This window comes from Pseudomonas sp. FFUP_PS_473 (assembly GCF_002858665.1).
Lineage (GTDB): Bacteria > Pseudomonadota > Gammaproteobacteria > Pseudomonadales > Pseudomonadaceae > Aquipseudomonas > Aquipseudomonas defluvii.
Genome location: NZ_PJQQ01000021.1, coordinates 54173 through 73704, shown reverse-complemented (window position 1 = coordinate 73704; position 19532 = coordinate 54173). Strand labels below are relative to the sequence as shown.

Genomic DNA, 19532 nt, shown 5'->3' with positions numbered 1-19532 from the left:
AGATACGAGATGAGCAAACCAATGAAACGAAGCGCCTTTTTCCTCTCTGCCGCGATGGTTGGCCTGCTCGCGGTGTACGCCCCGTCTTCCTGGTCCAGTGACAACCATGATCAGCACTCTCAAAAGTCGTCCAACGCGGCGCAATCGAACGGCTCGAAGAGCAAGCAAGCCCAGGGCATGAACCATGAAGGCATGGATCACGGCTCCATGAAAGGCATGGATCATGGCTCTATGGAGGGCATGGATCATGGTTCCATGGAAGGAATGGATCACAGCAAAATGATGGAATCGCATGGCAGCGACAAAGCTAAGGCAGGGAAAAATGGCCAATAGCGTTGCACGACCATCGCTGCTGGCATTCGCCGTTTCTTTAGGTGTGCTGGGCGTTTCGCCCAGCTTCGCCGCTGAAATGGATCATTCCGGAATGGACCACTCGGCAATGGGCCACGGTGCCATGCAGATGGACCACGCCTCATCACAGGCTGCGATGCCGGGCATGGACCACAGCCAGATGGGCGCGAGCAAGCAACCCACGCAACCTGCACCCGTTGATCACAGCAAAATGGGCCATGGCCAGCCCAAAGCGAAACCCGCCTCGATGGACCACAGCAAGATGGACCATGGAAGCATGAAAGGCATGGATCACGGGTCCATGGAAGGCATGGATCATGGCGCGATGGGTCATTCCACGATGGGAAACGGGAACGCTGATTCGCCGACCCCGACCAGCCGTACGCCAATCCCGGTGCTGACTGATGCCGACCGGCAGGCTGCCTTCCCCCCGCTTGACGGGCACAAAATGGATGACAGCGGGTTCAACAGCTTTTTCTTGCTAGACCAACTGGAATACCAAGATGCCGATGAAGGTAGCACGCTTGCTTGGGATGCATCCGGCTGGGTGGGCGGCGATATCAATAGGCTCTGGATTCGCTCGGAAGGTGAACGAACCAATGGTGTGACTGAAGATGCTGAGCTGCAGCTCCTCTATGGCCGCTCGGTAAGCCCGTGGTGGGATGTTGTCGCCGGCGTCCGGCAGGATTTCAAACCGGAGGATCCGCAGACCTGGGCTGCGTTCGGTATTCAGGGCCTGGCCCTGTATGACTTCGAAGCTGAAGCCACCGCCTTTATCGGCGAGAACGGTCAAACCGCTGCCCGTCTGGAGGGCGAGTACGACATCTTGCTAACCAATCGTTTAATTCTTCAGCCAACCGCTGAGGCCAACTTTTATGGCAAGAACGACCCGGAACGCGGCGTCGGCTCTGGCCTGGCAAACACCGAAGTCGGGCTGCGGTTACGGTACGAGATTGTTCGCCAGTTCGCGCCATACATAGGTGTCACCTGGAGCCGTTCCTACGGCAAAACCGCCGATTTCATTCGGGATGAAGGCGGGGACGTGGACGAAGCTCGTTTTGTGGCCGGTATTCGGATGTGGTTTTGAGAACTCAACATGAAAAAAACAATTACAACGCTGGTGGCGGCAGGTGCTGTTACTAGCGCAGCAGTGCTAGGTGCTGCTTACTTCGGTCTCGTGAACGTTGGTGCGGACGACCCACACTTCCCCGCTGTGCATGCGTTTTTGGCCATGGCGCGGGATCGCTCGATTGAAGTCCGAGCAAGCGACATTGAGGTGCCAAACCTTAAAGATCCTGCTCTCATCCAAGCAGGGGCAGGCAACTACAACGCCATGTGTATCGGTTGCCACCTCGCGCCAGGGGTGGAGAAAACTGAACTCAGCCAAGCCCTATACCCATCCCCACCAAACCTCACCGAGATAGGTGTAAGCGGTGACCCTGCTGCTGCGTTTTGGACCATCAAGCACGGTATCAAAGCGACAGGCATGCCAGCCTGGGGTAAGAGCATGGACGACCAGTACATCTGGGGAATCGTCGCGTTCCTGGACCAGCTACCGCAACTCAATGCTGAGCAGTACCAGATGATGGTCGCTTCCAGTGGTGGTCACCAACATGGCGGTGGCGAAAGCGATATGCATAACCATGAAGGCCAACACGGTGGTGCGAAATCAGGTCATGGAAATCATGATGATTCCGCAGCAAACGGCGTGGCTGAGGAAAGTCATGATCATGGCAGTTCGCATTCGGAGTCTTCATCAGTAGCGGAGCACCACGGTGAACACGAGTCCGGCGAGGCGCACTCGGACCACCACACAGGTTCTACTCCCAAAACCCATGTGCACAAAGACGGGAAGGAGCACACTCATGACAAGTAAGCGCCGCTTCCTCGGTTTAAGTACCGCAGCGTCACTTCTAATCGCCTCAGCCGCCTTTGCTGCGGAGCCCCTGACTATCGATGTGCACCGGGACGCTAATTGCGGTTGCTGTAAGAAATGGATAGCGCACTTGGAGGCAAACGGCTTCAAGGTCGTCGACCACGTTGAAACGGACATGAGGGCGGTGAAGCAAGAGCTAGGAGTAGCTCCGAGGCTGGCTTCGTGTCACACCGCGGTTATCGATGGCAAGTTTGTGGAAGGTCACGTCCCCGCAGCCCAGGTGCAGGAGCTCATAAAGCGCAACGACCTGGCAGGCGTCGCGGTACCTGGCATGCCCGCTGGCTCACCAGGTATGGAGGTTGATGGCATGAAACACGCCTATCAAGTCATCGGCCTCACCAAGAGTGGGGACGATCAAGTAGTTGCCAGTTATCCTGACACGTAATGCAAGATGCCCCGGGGGAAGGGCTTCTGCCGGCCAGCCGACCAGCTGCAGCGCTGGTCGTGGTCAGCTTACTCCAAGACTTACCCTGTCCCTTCGGTCAGTTTTGACCTCTACAGTTAATTCCAGCAGAGCGATATTCGAGGATTTTCAACTCACCTGTTGAGTCCTCGTAATTCATCTGTGTCGGCATCACGTCGCAGCTACCTTTGAGCGAAGTCATACTGATAACTCTCGCCACATCCAGTTTCATTCCGTAGCGATAATGGATCACTTCAGGTGGTTTTTTTCCATTGGCAGCGGCGTAGGCACGCATTGCTTGCTCATTTGCCTGAATCATCTTTCCGTGTAAGCGATCAGATCCTCCTTCAGCTAAAGCGGATGAGGAGGCGATTACGAGCATGAGGGCGGCAATGCTTTTAGCGGTGTTCATTTCTGTTACTCCATGAAGACATGAGTGAAGCTTACCGACTGGGAGCTGTCATCCACGTGATCCAGGAATTACATGTTTGTAAGCAGGCTATCGATAATGATGGCTCTGAATACACGTGAAAGCCGCGTCGTTTCAGGCTGCGACAGTTTTAATTCTCTAGCGAATCAGTCTGAACCGGCGTTTTGGGTGATTGCGACAGTTTTGCGTTTCCTCTCCAAATGGCTGCAGGCCGCGAAAGACGGGACCCTCTAGCGACAGTTTTAATTCTCTAAATCCACCACCCGCAGAAAATTTCGTCACGCCCCAGAATGGGAATTTGCATTCGGGGCGCACCACGATTCATCTCGTGCCAGAAGCCGCCTGCAGTGCAATCAATTGGCGAGCCAAGACTCGACTACCTCAGCGCCATACTCGTTTTTCCAGGCCTTAAGCGTACGCTGATTACCACCCTTGGTCTCAACAACCTCTCCGCTGTGTGGATTCTTGTAGACCTTCACTTCGCGTGGTTTCCGAGAGGTTTTTGGGGCCATATCAGTGGAAGCCACCGCTTGCGGATCGAGGATCAGCACCACTTGGCGCAGGCCGTAGCCATACTCGTTGAGCAAACTGCGCAGCTTCGTTTCAAATTCCATTTCCTGCTTCAGGGCAGAGTCATTTTTCAGCGCTTCCAGCTCCGCCAGTTGGGCTGCGAGCTGTTGTTCGAGCAGGCGGAATTCAGCGAGACGGGACATAAGATTCTCCAAAATGGGTTCGATGATTTTAGCAATCAAGAAAGAAAGCGTGCTAACTATCTTGATCCCACATGCCTGAATCGGCAATCACGAGGCTGAGCGATCGGTGTGGATAAAAACGTGATGGCTTCAGGATCGTCGATCTGGGCGGCTTCACTTGCGAGGTAATCGATCAGCTTTTTGCTTCTTACCCAAACGTACTGCCGGCAAGCCGCGTTTGGAATGGATGGCCCCGCAACGGGGCGAAACCTGGCCTCCCAAAGGTGCTTGAACGCCTCCCTGGTCGACTTCCCCAAATACACCGCAATCTCCGGTCCCAAGATATAGCCACGCCTGAATCTGTCGATGGCTTGAGGCTTAACCATCAATTGCGTACGCCGGCCTCGTTCGACAGCAGTGCTCCATAGCAGACCCAGTCGAACGAACGCGTATGCGCATTGTTCTTTGACGCCTAACAGCGCAGCAGCCTTGACTACCGACAGGCCGGGAAAGACCGGACTCTTGTTCTCAGCTCGGGCTTGTTGCCACGCTGCAAAATCTTGCGGCTTGAGTAACCACGCCCCTACCGCAACCGAGCCATTCTCAGCTGGGCCGTAAGCGCGAAGTTCACCTGCACGTATTGCCTGAACCAACTCGACCAACCCACCCCCCTTGGGCAGAGAATGCTTGGCCAAGTAGTTGATCGACACCAGGCTCTGGTCAGAGCTGGTAGGCAGCTTCTCATCAATCAATTCGTTGATCGAGCGGCAGTCAATCAGCCACCTTTCGCCTGGGCGCGGTTCTCCACCAAAGAACTGGAGGGTACCACCAGCTAGCAGCTGCCTAACCCGATTGCGACAGAGGCTTAGCAAAGTCGAGGTTTCTTTCATATCAGCCACGCCCTGGAGATGCTGCGAGATTGCCTTCAAATGATCCAGGTCCACGACCGTAAAGACTCGATCTTCATGGACCTTCTCCCGATAGGCGATTTGTCCCTCCTGATGAAGGCGTTTTATGACTGATACCCCGAGACCACAAGCTTCAGCAGCAGAATCGAACGACACCCAACGATGTCTCTCAATCGTCTCCTCACTCAAATTGCGATTTCGCTTCGCTAACGGTGCTTCCCACGCATGCTGCAGAAATGATTCGAACTCTCGACGAAGAAAGTCAAAACAAGAGTCATCCAGATCACGGTGGATGTCGTGGTATATCGGGCCGAACGATCTGCTGAGCGTCCAATGTTCGTTATCGGAATGGACTGCCTTGAGGCCACTCAGCAGTTCTCTGAATGCGAGAGGCCAGTTCATGAGAACCACGCCCGCCGCGTTTGCCATAAGCCGCGATATCTCTAGCGAACCCGAATCAGCAACCTTCAGCGGCTGGGTTCTTTCCGTAGGCAAACTTCTGACAGCGAGACGCGATGACAACTCGTGAAACTGTTCGTAGGTGAGGGCCGCCAATCCCGCGTCAGCTGGCAACGAGTCGGCGTAAAACCTATCTTCAAAGCCAGAGGTGAGCCAGGCGGCCGTATCACTCGCCGGCGCGATCTCAAAATTGGTCCCACTCAATGAGGTGCCACACGCTTGGCAACTATTCGCACTCATTGCGCTTGGATCGGTTTCCTTCAGACAGTTGGGGCACCGCCCGTGGAGTTCAGTGCCGTGGACAGAACACGTCGTAACCAGGGTCAAGCCCCAGCTTTCTCTCCAATAACCGGCTTCGCCCAAACAGATCGGACAGTAACGAGCGTGATGAGTCGTCCATAACTTGACCCCCTTGGGCCTTGGATCACGAAACTCAGCAGATACCGCAGGCCAGCTCAGTGGTCCTTCCATCATCTGCAGCCAGTCCGCAACATCGGTCTCGTCGGCTCGTGCAAAGGCGGTGAGCAGTTCCTTTCTGGGTAATCCGTTGGCTTTCGCCAGGCGCTGCAGGTACCCCAAAAGACTTTCGTCTTGGTGTGGTCGTGGGTTGATTAAAAGACCAAACATTCCTACACATCCATGAAATCGAAGACATAAAAATCAGGGGAGTAGAGCCGGGCCGATAAGCCCGGCCCTTGGCCGTCAGGTACTGCTCTCTTCGAACGTCTCAAACGGCTCCCGCTTCCCGAACAGAGGCTGGAAATTGAAGCTCGCACTGAAGGGGTTTCGATCCTCGGTGGCGTAGCTCCAAACCTCGTCTTCAAAAGCCTGGGCCAGCACAGGAAGTTCAATCCCGACAAGGTCCTGGACTTGAACCAGCCAAACAGCCCTGTCCACAATCTTGATGAGGTAGTCGATCAATCCATAGGAAGCCAGGTAGAAGCGTTTAATCATCGCTGGCTCTACAAAACTGATGGTTTGAACAGGCAGTTCGCCCTCGATTGCCTGCAACAACATCACGAAATGAAGAGACGTATTAGCGGAGAAGGTGAAGCGATCGTATGCCACCGTGGCCGAAAACCTGCGTCGCAGTTGCTCGTTTGCTAGCAGGAGATTTTCGGTGCGCTTCAGCCCAATCAGAACAAACGCGATACTGGTTTCATTCATCAGACTCTTGATCCAGTCTGCTGCCTCATACGCACCATTACGACGATAATCGACCAGGTGCTGCGCCTCATCGAGGACCAACATCTCCACGCCAAGGTTCTTCAGCAGCAGGACTACTCGCGCAAATTTAACCTCTGCCGAATGTCCTCGTGCCTCTGCGAAGGGATCCTTCAGCTCTGCCAAAATGGCTGCTGCCAGGTTCTTTTTGGTTGGAGACGAAGGCATCTCGACGAACAGAACTGTCCGCTTCTGTGGGTCATGGCTCTCCAATTCCTCCAATGACCGAATGTACTCCTTGACCAATGTGCTCTTGCCCACTCCGCTTGGACCTTGGATCAGCAACCCTTTACTTGCTCTGGTACGCCGACTATCGCCGTGGATATCGCCTAGTCGCGTCAACGCTCGCTCGACTTGAGGGCTGTGAATAAAACGATCGCGGAGCGTAAAGCTGTATTCACCATGCTCGTAGCATTCGTACAGATTGATGGCGTTCATGGCTTAGAACTCCCAGCAGGGCGACGAACCGAGACCTTGAAGGCTGCTGGCGGAATGTTAGGAATAGAGTCACCGGTCCATTCCACTTCAGCGAGTACCTTGGGTGGAGGCGTGCTTTCGGTCACTCGACCCTCCTTGTCGATTTTCGCTATGGCAGCTGCGCGTCGTTTTCTGAGCGTCTGCGAACGGCGGGCCTCGTCTGCATCTTCCATAATTTCCTGGTAGCACCTGTGCGTAGCCTCGAAGCTAGGCTGCTCATTATATTTTTCTCGCAGCGCTTTCTCGGCAGCCTTCCACACCTCCCTGCTCTTACCGGCCATTCGCTCATCTTTGGCGGGCACTTTGAAGAACAAGTTTCTGAAGCGGTCGTGAACCCAAACGTGCCCGGCTTCGTCTCGATAGCGGACGTTTACCTTTTCTCCGTCTGCCAAACGCATACGGAGCTCAGCAAGTTCCGTAGAGTGGTAGCCCACTTTGGCAACCTCGATGCCGTAATGGTGAACCTTCACCGAGGCCCGCTTGGCCAGAATGCACTCCAACGAGTCCAGGTCGACGGGAAGGCTGATGACATGGTTCGCCTCGCTAGTCCCCCAGACTTGAGCCGGTGTTCTGTTGTCCAGCCCCCGATGAGGAGTCTGGTGGTAACCATCGACGATCCATTTCACTACCACCGCCTCCAATTGAGGGAGCGTGAAACATGCATTCTTCTCCGAGTCGTAATCGCCACGCTGCTGGATATTCGAGAAGGTGGTACCCGGGAGGTTGTGGATAAGCCCCAGGTTCTGTGTGCTGAAAAAGCGTTCGACGGCACCTTTCCTTTGAGGGGCCCTTGAAGCGGGATACATGATCTCGATACCCAACTCGTTGAATCCCATGATGAGATCGCCCGCGTGAAATTCCGCTGCGTTGTCTGGGACTATTCGAGCCGGCAGCCCACGTGCCCACCATTCATTTCTCACTTTCGGAAAGCGCTTCAGCAATTCGGCTTTTGGACGGATTGAGCGTTCGATCACACGAAGCACGGTTTCCGTATTTGGCGCCGACAGGTGGAGCAAATATCCCATCACCATTCGAGAGAAGCGGTCGAGGACGATCGTCAGATAGGGGCGCCCAATGCACAGCCCCGAGGTTTCATCCACAAGCTGGACGTCCAACAAGGTGTGATCAATTTCCCAACGTTCCAAAATCTCATGGACACGTAGGACACCCGCCGCAACACGGTGCTTCTTGTCTGCTGCGTGTTTTCCGAGCCTCTCCTTATCCACAAGGTACGGATCCAGCTTGGCGATGTACCTTCGGACAGTCATTCCGCTTGGGATCTTGAGCTGATCCGAAGGCAAACGACTTTTGTTCCTCTCTTTTATCTGATCCTCGAATTCTGAAACGACCACGCTGACCGCTGGAATCGTATCCTGCAGGTAGGTTTTATTAATCACCCCTTCAAGAATAACTTCGAGCTCTCCCTGTATCGCGGCAGCCCGACCCTTTTTGGCATGCTGAGGGATAAGCTTTACTACGTTCTGGCCAATGTATTTGGCTGCCCAACGTCGAATAGTGGAAACCGAGGGTGCGCACGCATCCCCAATCTTTTTGGCGATATCTCTAAGCTTCTTGATCATGTCTTCGTCACCCGGTAGCTTGTATTTACCGCGCTTAGTTAGGTCGTCCAGATACTTGCGTCGACGCAATGCCTCATCTCCATGTTTTTTGGGGAAGCATGAAATATCTGGAGGGACGTTCCGCACATACGGAACCCTCCCAAGGTATGGCTGATCAGCGGAGATCTCGATCTCGCGCTTCTCGTAGGCCTCATAGAACTCCTTCTCGGATAGCTTCGTGGGCTCACCAAGCTCATCGAAAAAGAGCAGCTTCCGGTCAATAAGCCTCTTCTCAAGCACCATCAGTACGCCACGAACGATGACGACCAATTTCACCCTAAGGGAAAAGGTTTGCATGACGGTGCCCCCCTTGCAGGAAGACCGGGGAGTCAGTGTCAATTGACCTATCAAGGTCAATGCCCACCACCCCAAGGCCTAACAAGCGCCAGGCTTTCCCCTCACCAACCACGTAGAGCAGATCTGCAACGGTCATAGGCGGCCATTCGTTGAAGGTCGCCATTACCTCCTCCAACGCCTGATGCGAAAGCTCTGGACCGCGCCGGTGATACATCAGCCTTCTAAGATTGGTAGCCAGGGGTTCAGCTTCAATTAACTTTTCAGTGATCACCGAAAAGTTACGGGCAGTGGCGTTGAAGTAGCGCTCAGCGGCATCCAGTCGCTGCCTGACGCTGGCAATCTTCAGTCGGTCGTGAGGCTTCACTTCAAACCACCACTCGCGCCCATCCGCGAGGAAAACCTGTACGTCTGGGTAATATTTGAAGTAGCCCTGGAGCGATGGAACACGTTCCTCACTGGGCTGCGGGACGTAGCCGATGACCGCAGGAGACAGCTCAAGAAGCCGAAAAAGAGCGCCTTCGAGCTGGGACTCCCAGGGCACAGGCTTTTTATTTTTGAGCGATGGGAAGTAGCCGCGGTAATGGTTGGACCGCCGCGTGACCACCTTTCGTACTGTCATGAAACACCTCCGAAAATCTCGAAACGAGCGCCGACGCTGCGCCAAAAAATCAAGGCGCAGGGCGGGCGAAGTGAGGCCTTTCGACAGGCAACACTGTGCCGTCGAGTAACCTCGCTAAGGTCGAAAAAATGGGAGAGGATTGACAGTCGCTTCGAAAAAGCAGACATTGCGGGTTCTGAGGACGCAAGTCTGCTTCGCTAAGCGCGGTCAGTCCTCTCGGGATTGATCGCGTTTTTCTACATTTTCAGGTCTCCTTTTCTCTCATTGGTCATGACTCTCATGACTGATCAGAATCTAAAGCAATCGGCTTGCTCTCTTTATTTCTAAACGGCCACTTCGTGATCGCTGGAGCAATTTGGATCAGGTCTGAAGCTCTCGCTTCAAACAGCTGATTTGGCTGAAAATCTTCAGTGCAAAGCGGAAAAGTTGGTCATAGATCTTATTCCAACATCCCTTCGAAATCTACAAAAAATCCAAAATGGCAACTTCCACCAAATTCCATTTCCATACTAAATTGTTCAAATTAATACTTAACACGTACGCTTAATTAACTATTAAGGTGTTCAAATATTAGTTTTAAAGTCCTCTCAATCTCTCTGCTGCTCAGATCCGCCCGCCGACCCTCTCAGCACTTCCAGCGCCCCATCAAATCACTTCCTCAAATCCCCCCATCTGCATCATTTTCCAATGAGCGGAGTAGGGCGCCCCGGCAGGAATTCCAGGCAAAAAAAAGCCCGCGAAGGCGGGCTTGATGGTGACCGACAGGGGCCATGGTTGAAGCCCGGCCGGTCATCTATTTGTGAAAGCGTGCAGCTTTTCTGTGAACCTACAAGCTAATCAGAAGTCCAGGTTGGACACTGCCAGTGCGTTGCTCTCGATGAACTCACGACGCGGCTCGACCGCATCGCCCATCAAGGTGTTGAAGATCTGATCGGCAGCGATCGCGTCTTCAATGGTCACCCTGAGCATGCGACGCACGCTTGGGTCCATGGTGGTTTCCCACAGTTGGTCCGGGTTCATCTCACCCAGCCCTTTGTAGCGCTGGATGGTGTGGCGCTTGGTGCTTTCAGTCATCAGCCAGTCAAGGGCTTCCTTGAACTCGGTGACGGCCTTCTTGCGCTCGCCACGTTGAACATAGGCGCCGTCGTCCAGCAGAGTGACCAACTGCGAACCCAGAGCGGTAACGGTCCGGTAGTCGTTACTGCCAAAGAAGTCACGGTTGAAGGTCACGTAGCTGGCCAAGCCGTGAGAGGTGATTTCCACTTCTGGCAGCCAGACATTACGCTCGCGGTCTTCACGCAGGCTGGCCTTGTAGACCAGGCCGGACTTCTCGCTGGTGCGCAGGCGCTCGTCGAACTTGGCCAGCCAGGCTTGCATCCCGGCATGGTCAGACAGTTGTTCAAGCGATACCGCCGGCAGGTAGATGAAGTGCTCGGTCAGCTCCTGTGGGTACAGGCGCGACAGACGCTTGAGGGTCTTCATCACGGTGCGGAACTCGTTGACCAGACGCTCCAGCGCCTCACCGGAAATCCCCGGGGCCGAGTCGTTCAGGTGCAGGCTTGCGTCTTCAAGGGCCGACTGGGTCATGTACTCTTCCATGGCCTCGTCGTCCTTGATGTACTGCTCCTGCTTGCCTTTCTTCACCTTGTACAGCGGTGGCTGGGCAATGTAGATATAGCCGCGCTCAACCAGTTCCGGCAACTGACGGAAGAAGAAGGTCAGCAGCAGGGTACGAATGTGCGAACCGTCAACGTCAGCATCGGTCATGATGATGATGTTGTGATAACGCAGTTTTTCGATGTTGTACTCGTCGCGCCCGATACCACAACCCAACGCGGTGATCAGCGTGCCGACTTCCTGGGAAGAGATCATCTTGTCGAAACGTGCTTTCTCGACGTTGAGGATCTTACCTTTGAGCGGCAGGATTGCCTGGGTCTTGCGGTTACGGCCTTGCTTGGCCGAACCACCTGCGGAGTCACCCTCCACCAGGTACAGTTCGGAAAGGGCAGGGTCCTTCTCCTGGCAGTCAGCCAGTTTGCCCGGCAGGCCGGCGATATCCAGCGCACCTTTGCGGCGGGTCATTTCCCGAGCCTTGCGCGCTGCTTCACGAGCACGCGCCGCGTCGATCATCTTGCCAACAACGGCCTTGGCTTCGTTCGGGTTCTCCAGCAGGAAGTCGGAGAAGTACTTGCCCATCTCCTGTTCCACTGCCGTCTTCACTTCAGAAGAAACCAGTTTGTCTTTGGTCTGGGAACTGAACTTCGGATCTGGAACCTTGACCGAGATGATCGCGGTCAGACCTTCACGGGCGTCGTCGCCAGTGGTCGAGACCTTGTTCTTCTTGGCCAGACCTTCCTGCTCGATGTAGTTGTTCAGGTTACGGGTCAGCGCCGAGCGGAAACCAACCAGGTGAGTACCGCCATCACGCTGTGGAATGTTGTTGGTAAAGCACAACAGGTTCTCGTTGAAGCTGTCGTTCCACTGCAGGGCAATCTCGACACCCACACCGTCTTCACGCTGGACATTGAAGTGGAACACCTGGTTGACCGGCGTCTTGTTGGTGTTCAGGTACTCAACGAATGCGCGCAGACCACCTTCGTACTTGAAGTGTTCGTCCTTACCGGAGCGCTCATCCTTCAGCAGGATGCCGACGCCCGAGTTGAGGAACGACAGTTCGCGAATACGCTTGGCCAGGATGTCCCAGCTGAAGTGGATATTCTTGAAGGTCTCAGCCGATGGCTTGAAGTGGATCTGGGTACCAGTCGTTTCACTTTCACCAACGATTTTCATCGGTGCCTGTGGAACACCGTGAACGTAGATCTGTTCCCAGATCTTGCCGCTGCGGCGAACGGTCAATACCAGTTGCTCAGAAAGGGCGTTTACTACAGAAACACCCACACCGTGCAGACCACCGGAGACTTTATAGGAGTTGTCGTCGAATTTACCGCCAGCGTGCAGAACGGTCATGATGACCTCTGCGGCGGAGACGCCTTCTTCTTTATGCACATCGACCGGGATACCACGGCCGTTGTCGCGGACGGTGATGGACTCGTCCGGGTGAATGATTACGGTGATGTCGTCACAGTGGCCAGCGAGGGCTTCGTCGATCGAGTTATCGACCACCTCGAACACCATGTGGTGCAGGCCGCTACCATCATCGGTGTCGCCAATGTACATACCGGGACGCTTGCGCACGGCATCCAGCCCTTTCAGCACTTTAATGCTGGAGGAGTCGTACGTTTGATTTTCGCTCATGCCTTCACTCCCGATGGTCGTGGGTCTGGGTGATACGGCCCTGTTCCACGTGGAACAAGGCAACTGGCGTTTCCGTCTGCCAGCCTTCCCTCAATAATTCGTGATCTACACAGGTGATAAATACCTGGCAGCGTAATTCTTCCAACAAACGACAAAGTGCGTGGCGGTGCTGCTCATCCAACTCGGACGGCAAGTCATCCACCAGATAAATACACTGACCTCGCCGAGCCTGGCTGACCAGATGGCCTTGGGCGATACGTAATGCGCACACCACTAGCTTTTGCTGGCCCCGGGAGAGAATCTCCGCGGCGTTATGCCCGCCTAGCCTCAAGCGCAGATCCGCACGTTGCGGCCCGGCCTGGGTGTGGCCCATTTGCTGATCCCGCTGCAGGGAGCTGGCGAGAACTTCACTAAGCTCCCGATCCTTGTCCCAACCGCGGTAATAGCTGAGGGTCAATCCTTCAAGCTCGACCAACTCACTCAAGGTTTGCTCGAAAACCGGCTTCAAGGCTTTGATGTAAGTACGGCGGTATTCATCCAATTCCGCACTGGCCAGGCACAATTCCCGGTCCCATGCCGCTTGCGAAACCGGATCAAGTGTACCATGCCGCAACCATGAGTTCCGCTGCCGAAGGGCCTTCTGCAGTCGCTGCCAGGTTCCCATGAAGCGAGGTTCCACGTGGAACACCCCCCAATCGAGAAACTGCCGGCGGATTTTCGGAGCGCCCTCAAGGAGGCGAAAGCTGTCCGGATTGATCAATTGCAACGGCAGAATTTCAGCCAATTGAGCCGTGCTACGGGCATTCTGCCCGTCGATACGAATAGTGAACTCCCCTTGGCGATCCCGGGAAATACCCAGGTTACTTGAACCACCCTCGGCCAATTCAACCTGACCGAACACGGTACAGGCCAACTGTTCATACTGAATAACCGGGTTCAAACGTGTGCTGCGGAAGGAGCGGGCAAGACCCAACAAATGGATCGCTTCAAGAACGCTGGTTTTTCCGCTGCCGTTGGCGCCATGCAGAATGTTGATGCGGGGGGAGGGGGAGAATGTCACCGGGTGCAGGTTACGCACCGCGGTGACAGAAACGCGACTGAGGGACATCTAGACTATGCGAGACAAGGTTACAGACGCATCGGCATGACGACGTATGCGGAATCGTCATTGCCTGCTTCCTGCAGCAGGGCACTGCTGTTGGAGTCAGACAGAATCAGACGAACCTGCTCGGTGGTCATGACACCCAGTACGTCCAACAGGTAGCTGACGTTGAAACCGATTTCCAACGAGCTGCCGTTGTAGTCGACGCTGATTTCCTCTTCCGCTTCTTCCTGCTCCGGGTTGTTCGCCTGAATCTTCAGCTGGGCATTGGCCAGTTGCAGACGAATACCACGGTACTTTTCGTTGGACAGAATTGCGGTACGGCTGAATGCCTCACGCAGTGCCTGACGGTCGCCCACTACCAGCTTGTCGCCGCCCTTGGGCAGCACGCGCTCGTAGTCCGGGAACTTGCCATCGACCAGCTTCGAGGTGAACGTGAACTCGCCAGTGGTTGCACGGATATGGTGTTGGCCAAGCACAATGCTGACAGTACCTTCAGGCTCGGTCAGCAGACGCGCCAGCTCAAGAATGCCCTTGCGTGGCACGATCACCTGATGACGATCCGCTTGATCGATGTTTGCGCTCATCGAGCACATTGCCAGGCGATGGCCATCGGTAGCAACGGCTCGCAGTGTGCCTGTGGATACTTCCAGCAGCATACCGTTGAGGTAGTAACGAACATCCTGTTGCGCCATGGCAAAGCTGGTGCGCTCGATCAATCGGCGCAGCTTGCTTTGCTCCAGGGTGCAGGTCAGCGAACCCGGGCCTTCCTCGACTGTCGGGAAATCGTTGGCAGGCAGGGTCGACAGGGTGAAGCGGCTGCGACCCGCCTTGACCAGCAGCTTTTGCTCATCGACCTTGATGTCGATCAGCGCATCGCTCGGCAGGCTTTTGCAGATGTCCATCAGCTTGCGCGCAGGTACCGTGATCTCGCCTGGTTCGGCAGGCTCTTCCAATTGCACACGGCCAACCAGTTCCACTTCCAGGTCGGTACCGGTAAGCGACAGTTGTTGGCCTTGGACAACCAGCAGCACGTTGGACAATACCGGCAAGGTCTGACGGCGCTCGACGACGCCTGCGACCAGTTGCAGGGGTTTCAACAGGGCTTCGCGTTGAATGGTGAAATGCATGGTCTAGTCCCTTGCCTTTAATAAGCTGCACTGACAGTCATCACGTTGTCAGCGTCCGCAGCAGGTTCTTGTAGTCCTCGCGGATATCCGCGTCGGATTCCTTGAGTTCGTTAATCTTGCGGCACGCGTGCAACACTGTGGTGTGGTCACGACCGCCAAATACGTCGCCAATTTCAGGCAAGCTGTGGTTGGTCAGTTCCTTGGACAACGCCATCGCTACTTGTCGTGGTCGCGCGACCGAGCGGGAACGCCGCTTGGACAACAGATCGGAGATCTTGATCTTGTAATACTCGGCAACGGTGCGCTGGATGTTATCCACACTCACCAGTTTGTCCTGCAGCGCCAGAAGATCCTTGAGCGACTCCCGAATCAGTTCAATGGTGATGTCACGCCCCATGAAGTGCGAGTGGGCAATGACCCGCTTGAGCGCACCTTCAAGTTCACGGACGTTGGAACGAATACGCTGAGCGATAAAGAACGCCGCATCGTGCGGGAGATCGACCTTGGCCTGATCGGCCTTCTTCATCAGGATCGCCACCCGCGTCTCCAGCTCCGGTGGCTCGACGGCAACCGTCAATCCCCAACCGAAACGAGACTTCAGGCGTTCTTCCAGGCCTTCGATTTCCTTCGGGTAACGGTCACTGGTGAGAATGACCTGCTGACCGCCCTCAAGCAAGGCGTTGAAGGTGTGGAAAAACTCTTCCTGCGAACGCTCTTTACGGGCAAAGAACTGAATGTCATCGATCAGCAGCGCATCGACCGAACGGTAGAAACGCTTGAATTCGTTGATGGCATTGAGCTGCAGTGCCTTCACCATATCCGCAACAAAACGCTCGGAATGCAGGTAGACAACCTTGGCATTCGGATTTTTCTTGAGCAGGTGGTTACCCACAGCATGCATCAAGTGCGTTTTACCCAGGCCAACACCCCCATAAAGGAAGAGGGGGTTATAGCCATGTTTCGGGTTGTCGGCCACTTGCCAGGCAGCCGCACGGGCCAACTGGTTGGATTTACCTTCGACAAAGTTCTCGAAGGTAAAGGTACGGTTCAGGTAGCTGGTGTGTTTCAACGCACCTTCAACCTGCACGGTTCGTTGTTCGGCCCGGCCGCCAGAAGCAGGGGGGGCGTTGTTTTCCCCCATGGCATCGAAGCTATCGCGTGAAGGCGCATCCTCGATTTGAGCCACAACTGGCGCAGCGATCGGTTCAACGACCGGCGGGGCGACTTGAGCGGCTTGCGCCTGGGAAGCGGCAACAGCGGCCGCCAGCGGCGCATTGGGCGCAGCGCGAGGCGCAGAGCTGCGTCTGCTGCCTATTAATAAGGAAAGCGCTGGCGCAATGCCGTTGCCCTGTTCGCCTAGCAGTTCGAGCAGACGCCCAAGGTACTTCTCATTGACCCAATCGAGAACGAAACGGTTGGGCGCATACACGCGCAACTCGTCGCCTTCGGCTTCGACCTGTAGCGGACGGATCCAGGTGTTGAATTGCTGGGCAGGCAGTTCATCGCGCAGAAGCTCTACGCACTGCTGCCAAAGTTCCACTGACACGGATATCCCCTGAGTTTGAAAGCCGGTGAGGCAAAAACAAGCAGCCATTGTACCCGACCGGCCGCGCAGTTATCCACATGCCGATGCGATGAGCGTGGTGATAGATCAGCGACTTAGTGAACAAAATGATGCCGGAGGGGTGTGAATAAGCCCTGTGGATAACCGCGCCTGAGGTCTTTGCACAAGTCCGGGTCGAAATCTGTTGATAACTCGCGTGTTGATAACTCGCTTTTTTATCCACAGATTTTCCGAGCGTTCGGCACAGCCAGAGCACCGCTTCCCGACAAGGTTTAAATTCTCTGTACGCCATGAAAATAAAGGCCTGTAGAACCTTATCCACAGAATTCTTCTACATAAGCTTTATAAGATTTACAGAAAAGCTTTAAATAATTCCTCTCTCTTTTTTTATGTTTAGGTCTGAACGCTGTACCTCGACACGTTCACACCCAACCCCCACCCACGTGACCACCTATAAGGAAAAGCTGGTTGGAAATTGACCTATGGCCTTGCTTTCTCTAGAATCGCCGATCTCTTAAAACGGGGGCCATTCCGGCCCGTAGTCGACGAACCAGGTAACACGCCATGAAACGTACTTTCCAACCAAGCACCATCAAGCGCGCTCGCACTCACGGTTTCCGTGCCCGTATGGCCACCAAGAACGGTCGTGCCGTTCTGTCGCGTCGTCGTGCCAAAGGCCGTAAGCGTCTGGCCGTTTGATCATTCGGCACAGGTGGTGAGTCAGGACTTCAGTCGGGAAAAGCGTCTGCTGACCCCCCGACATTTCAAAGCGGTCTTCGACTCCCCAACCGGCAAGGTTCCAGGCAAGAATCTTTTGCTCCTTGCCCGCGAGAACGGTCTGGATCATCCCCGCTTGGGGCTTGTGATCGGGAAAAAGAGCGTCAAGCTCTCCGTTCAGCGAAATCGACTCAAGCGATTGATGCGCGACTCATTCCGCCTTCACCAAGATCTATTGGCAGGTTGGGATATCGTTATCGTTGCGCGCAAAGGCCTGGGCGAGATCGAAAACCCAGAATTGCACCAACATTTTGGCAAGCTCTGGAAGCGTCTTGCGCGTAATCGGCCCGCTCCAGCGCCAACCGAATCCGTAGGGGTAGACAGTCCAGATGCGTAAACTGGCACTCGTTCCGATCCAGTTTTACCGTTACGCCATTAGTCCTCTGATGGCCAATCACTGTCGTTTCTACCCCTCCTGCTCCTGCTACGCACTCGAAGCCATTGAGTCTCATGGTCTTCTGCGTGGCAGTTGGCTGACCGTTCGTCGACTGGGGCGTTGCCATCCGTGGAACCCTGGTGGATACGACCCGGTTCCGCCCGCTTCTTCTTCCCGTACTTCTTCGATAGCCGAGTAATCATGGATATTAAACGCACGATCCTGATCGTCGCCCTGGCAATCGTGTCTTATGTCATGGTTCTTAAGTGGAACCAGGACTACGGACAGGCAGCCTTGCCGACCCAGAACGCCGCCACCGCGCCGGCGTTGCCGGACACCGCGCGGGCCGCAAGCAATTCCGCCAGTGCCGATGTTCCGAGCGCCAACCCCGAGTCGAATTCGACCGAACTGGCCCCGGTTGCCATCAGCAAAGACCTGATTCGGGTCAAGACCGATGTTCTTGATCTGGCTATCGATCCCAATGGCGGTGATATCGCGCAGCTGATGCTGCCGAAATACCCGCGCCGTCAGGACCATCCCGATATTCCGTTCCAGCTGTTCGACAACGGCGGCGAGCGTGTTTACCTGGCACAGAGCGGTCTGACCGGTACCAACGGCCCGGATGCTCGTCCATCTGGTCGCCCGCTGTACGCTACCGAACAGAAAAGTTATCAACTGGCCGATGGTCAGGATCAACTGGTCGTCGACCTGAAGTTCAGCGACAACGGCGTCAACTACATCAAGCGCTTTACACTCAAGCGCGGTGAGTACGACCTGACGGTCAGCTACCTGATCGACAACCAGAGCGGTCAGGCCTGGAGCGGCAACCTGTTTGCCCAGCTCAAGCGCGATGCCAGCTCGGATCCGTCATCGAGCACTGCCACCGGTACTGCCACTTACCTGGGTGCAGCCCTGTGGACAAGTGCAGAACCGTACAAAAAAGTGTCGATGAAAGACATTGACAAGGGCAATCTGAAAGAAAATGTGTCTGGTGGTTGGGTAGCCTGGCTGCAGCACTACTTCGTGACGGCCTGGATTCCGAACAAGTCTGACAACAACATCGTTCAGACGCGCAAGGACAGCCAAGGCAACTACATCATCGGTTTCACTGGCCCGACACTGGAAGTCGCTGCAGGTGGTAAAGCCGAAACCAGCACCATGCTGTATGCCGGTCCGAAAATTCAGTCCAAGCTCAAGGAGTTGTCCCCAGGCCTTGAACTGACCGTCGACTACGGCATTCTCTGGTTCATTGCCCAGCCAATTTTCTGGCTGCTGCAACATATCCACAGCCTCCTGGGTAACTGGGGCTGGTCGATCATTGTCCTGACCATGCTGATCAAGGCACTGTTCTTCCCGCTGTCGGCTGCCAGCTATCGTTCGATGGCGCGCATGCGTGCCGTGGCACCCAAGCTTGCTTCGCTGAAAGAACAATTTGGCGATGACCGGCAGAAAATGTCGCAGGCCATGATGGAGCTGTACAAGAAAGAGAAGATCAACCCACTGGGCGGCTGCCTGCCGATCTTGGTGCAGATGCCAGTCTTCCTTTCGCTGTACTGGGTGTTGCTGGAAAGCGTGGAAATGCGCCAGGCACCTTGGATGTTCTGGATTACCGACCTGTCGATCAAGGATCCGTTCTTCATCCTGCCGATCATCATGGGCGCGACCATGTTCATTCAGCAGCGTCTGAACCCAACACCTCCGGATCCGATGCAGGCCAAGGTGATGAAGCTGATGCCAATCATCTTCACCTTCTTCTTCCTGTGGTTCCCTGCAGGTCTGGTGCTGTACTGGGTTGTGAACAACGTGCTGTCCATCACTCAGCAGTGGTACATCACCCGTAGCATCGAAGCGGCTAGCAAGAAAGCTGCTGCATAACGGGTTAGCCAGCTAACCTGTGGATAAACGCCCCCTCG

At 55.0% G+C, this 19532-nt stretch carries 18 protein-coding genes; 8 read left to right on the top strand and 10 right to left on the bottom strand.

Translation table 11 applies throughout. From position 1 onward, the window contains the following. The first annotated feature begins 9 nt into the window (after positions 1-9). From CYD26_RS15830 to CYD26_RS15815, 4 genes are read left to right on the top strand one after another with little or no spacing between them, the layout of a single operon-like run. Positions 10-333, top strand: a complete 324-nt coding sequence (locus CYD26_RS15830; protein ID WP_012269845.1) for a hypothetical protein — start codon at positions 10-12, stop codon at positions 331-333. After that, positions 323-1438: a copper resistance protein B gene (locus CYD26_RS15825; RefSeq protein WP_011953082.1), complete on the top strand. Its 1116-nt coding sequence runs from the start codon at positions 323-325 to the stop codon at positions 1436-1438. Before CYD26_RS15830 ends, CYD26_RS15825 begins: the two co-directional genes overlap by 11 nt. A gap of 9 nt (positions 1439-1447) precedes the next feature. Beyond that, positions 1448-2227 (top strand): cytochrome c, encoded by a 780-nt coding sequence (locus CYD26_RS15820; protein ID WP_011953081.1) that lies wholly within the window; start codon positions 1448-1450, stop codon positions 2225-2227. Then, positions 2217-2672 carry a DUF411 domain-containing protein gene (locus CYD26_RS15815; protein WP_011953080.1) on the top strand — a complete coding sequence of 152 codons (456 nt, stop codon included), beginning with the start codon at positions 2217-2219 and terminating at the stop codon, positions 2670-2672. Before CYD26_RS15820 ends, CYD26_RS15815 begins: the two co-directional genes overlap by 11 nt. Before the next feature lie 97 nt (positions 2673-2769). Here the strand turns inward: CYD26_RS15815 and CYD26_RS15810 are convergent, their stop codons facing one another. From CYD26_RS15810 to dnaA, 10 genes are all read right to left on the bottom strand, one after another. Next, positions 2770-3102 carry a DUF2790 domain-containing protein gene (locus tag CYD26_RS15810; RefSeq protein WP_011953079.1) on the bottom strand — a complete coding sequence of 111 codons (333 nt, stop codon included), beginning with the start codon at positions 3100-3102 and terminating at the stop codon, positions 2770-2772. Between the two features lie 371 nt (positions 3103-3473). Then, a complete protein-coding gene (locus CYD26_RS15805; protein ID WP_010951431.1) occupies positions 3474-3833 on the bottom strand; it encodes a histone-like nucleoid-structuring protein, MvaT/MvaU family in 360 nt (119 codons plus the stop codon). 56 nt (positions 3834-3889) lie between these two features. Continuing rightward, positions 3890-5806 (bottom strand): TniQ family protein, encoded by a 1917-nt coding sequence (locus CYD26_RS15800; RefSeq protein ID WP_010951430.1) that lies wholly within the window; start codon positions 5804-5806, stop codon positions 3890-3892. A 75-nt stretch (positions 5807-5881) separates the two neighbouring features. Next, on the bottom strand, positions 5882-6841 hold the full coding sequence (locus CYD26_RS15795) for a TniB family NTP-binding protein (RefSeq protein WP_010951429.1): 960 nt from the start codon (positions 6839-6841) through the stop codon (positions 5882-5884). Next, complete coding sequence (locus tag CYD26_RS15790; RefSeq protein ID WP_011953078.1) at positions 6838-8796, bottom strand: DDE-type integrase/transposase/recombinase; 1959 nt, start codon at positions 8794-8796, stop codon at positions 6838-6840. Before CYD26_RS15790 ends, CYD26_RS15795 begins: the two co-directional genes overlap by 4 nt. Then, a complete protein-coding gene (locus CYD26_RS15785) occupies positions 8777-9415 on the bottom strand; it encodes a TnsA endonuclease N-terminal domain-containing protein (protein WP_011953077.1) in 639 nt (212 codons plus the stop codon). Before CYD26_RS15785 ends, CYD26_RS15790 begins: the two co-directional genes overlap by 20 nt. An 837-nt stretch (positions 9416-10252) precedes the next feature. Next, positions 10253-12670, bottom strand: coding sequence for a DNA topoisomerase (ATP-hydrolyzing) subunit B (gyrB, locus tag CYD26_RS15780; RefSeq protein ID WP_065759559.1), 2418 nt, complete (start codon positions 12668-12670; stop codon positions 10253-10255). A 4-nt stretch (positions 12671-12674) separates the two neighbouring features. Further along, on the bottom strand, positions 12675-13778 hold the full coding sequence (recF, locus tag CYD26_RS15775) for a DNA replication/repair protein RecF (RefSeq protein WP_065759560.1): 1104 nt from the start codon (positions 13776-13778) through the stop codon (positions 12675-12677). 20 nt (positions 13779-13798) lie between these two features. Further along, positions 13799-14902 (bottom strand): DNA polymerase III subunit beta, encoded by a 1104-nt coding sequence (gene dnaN, locus CYD26_RS15770; protein ID WP_065759561.1) that lies wholly within the window; start codon positions 14900-14902, stop codon positions 13799-13801. A 40-nt stretch (positions 14903-14942) separates the two neighbouring features. Then, positions 14943-16448, bottom strand: a complete 1506-nt coding sequence (gene dnaA, locus CYD26_RS15765; RefSeq protein WP_065759562.1) for a chromosomal replication initiator protein DnaA — start codon at positions 16446-16448, stop codon at positions 14943-14945. A 582-nt stretch (positions 16449-17030) separates the two neighbouring features. On the opposite strand from dnaA, the gene rpmH reads away from it, so the two are divergent. The 4 genes from rpmH to yidC are packed head-to-tail and all read left to right on the top strand — an operon-like array spanning position 17031 to position 19494. Further along, the gene (rpmH, locus tag CYD26_RS15760; protein WP_002551315.1) at positions 17031-17165 is read left to right on the top strand and encodes a 50S ribosomal protein L34; all 135 of its coding nucleotides are present in this window, start codon (positions 17031-17033) and stop codon (positions 17163-17165) included. Between the two features lie 13 nt (positions 17166-17178). Next, a complete protein-coding gene (rnpA, locus tag CYD26_RS15755) occupies positions 17179-17580 on the top strand; it encodes a ribonuclease P protein component (RefSeq protein ID WP_065759563.1) in 402 nt (133 codons plus the stop codon). Next, positions 17573-17818 (top strand): membrane protein insertion efficiency factor YidD, encoded by a 246-nt coding sequence (gene yidD / locus CYD26_RS15750; RefSeq protein WP_099776493.1) that lies wholly within the window; start codon positions 17573-17575, stop codon positions 17816-17818. The genes rnpA and yidD overlap by 8 nt, the downstream gene beginning before the upstream one ends. A 2-nt stretch (positions 17819-17820) precedes the next feature. Next, on the top strand, positions 17821-19494 hold the full coding sequence (gene yidC / locus CYD26_RS15745; protein ID WP_065759564.1) for a membrane protein insertase YidC: 1674 nt from the start codon (positions 17821-17823) through the stop codon (positions 19492-19494). The last annotated feature ends 38 nt before the right edge of the window (positions 19495-19532 follow it).

Excerpts from the sequence above, each read along its gene's own strand:
- CYD26_RS15830 (WP_012269845.1), top strand. The coding sequence starts at position 10 with ATGAGCAAACCAATGAAACGAAGCGCCTTTTTCCTCTCTGCCGCGATG.
- CYD26_RS15825 (WP_011953082.1), top strand. The coding sequence starts at position 323 with ATGGCCAATAGCGTTGCACGACCATCGCTGCTGGCATTCGCCGTTTCT.
- CYD26_RS15820 (WP_011953081.1), top strand. The coding sequence starts at position 1,448 with ATGAAAAAAACAATTACAACGCTGGTGGCGGCAGGTGCTGTTACTAGC.
- CYD26_RS15815 (WP_011953080.1), top strand. The coding sequence starts at position 2,217 with ATGACAAGTAAGCGCCGCTTCCTCGGTTTAAGTACCGCAGCGTCACTT.
- CYD26_RS15810 (WP_011953079.1), bottom strand. The coding sequence starts at position 3,102 with ATGAACACCGCTAAAAGCATTGCCGCCCTCATGCTCGTAATCGCCTCC.
- CYD26_RS15805 (WP_010951431.1), bottom strand. The coding sequence starts at position 3,833 with ATGTCCCGTCTCGCTGAATTCCGCCTGCTCGAACAACAGCTCGCAGCC.
- CYD26_RS15800 (WP_010951430.1), bottom strand. The coding sequence starts at position 5,806 with ATGTTTGGTCTTTTAATCAACCCACGACCACACCAAGACGAAAGTCTT.
- CYD26_RS15795 (WP_010951429.1), bottom strand. The coding sequence starts at position 6,841 with ATGAACGCCATCAATCTGTACGAATGCTACGAGCATGGTGAATACAGC.
- CYD26_RS15790 (WP_011953078.1), bottom strand. The coding sequence starts at position 8,796 with ATGCAAACCTTTTCCCTTAGGGTGAAATTGGTCGTCATCGTTCGTGGC.
- CYD26_RS15785 (WP_011953077.1), bottom strand. The coding sequence starts at position 9,415 with ATGACAGTACGAAAGGTGGTCACGCGGCGGTCCAACCATTACCGCGGC.
- gyrB (WP_065759559.1), bottom strand. The coding sequence starts at position 12,670 with ATGAGCGAAAATCAAACGTACGACTCCTCCAGCATTAAAGTGCTGAAA.
- recF (WP_065759560.1), bottom strand. The coding sequence starts at position 13,778 with ATGTCCCTCAGTCGCGTTTCTGTCACCGCGGTGCGTAACCTGCACCCG.
- dnaN (WP_065759561.1), bottom strand. The coding sequence starts at position 14,902 with ATGCATTTCACCATTCAACGCGAAGCCCTGTTGAAACCCCTGCAACTG.
- rpmH (WP_002551315.1), top strand. The coding sequence starts at position 17,031 with ATGAAACGTACTTTCCAACCAAGCACCATCAAGCGCGCTCGCACTCAC.
- yidD (WP_099776493.1), top strand. The coding sequence starts at position 17,573 with ATGCGTAAACTGGCACTCGTTCCGATCCAGTTTTACCGTTACGCCATT.
- yidC (WP_065759564.1), top strand. The coding sequence starts at position 17,821 with ATGGATATTAAACGCACGATCCTGATCGTCGCCCTGGCAATCGTGTCT.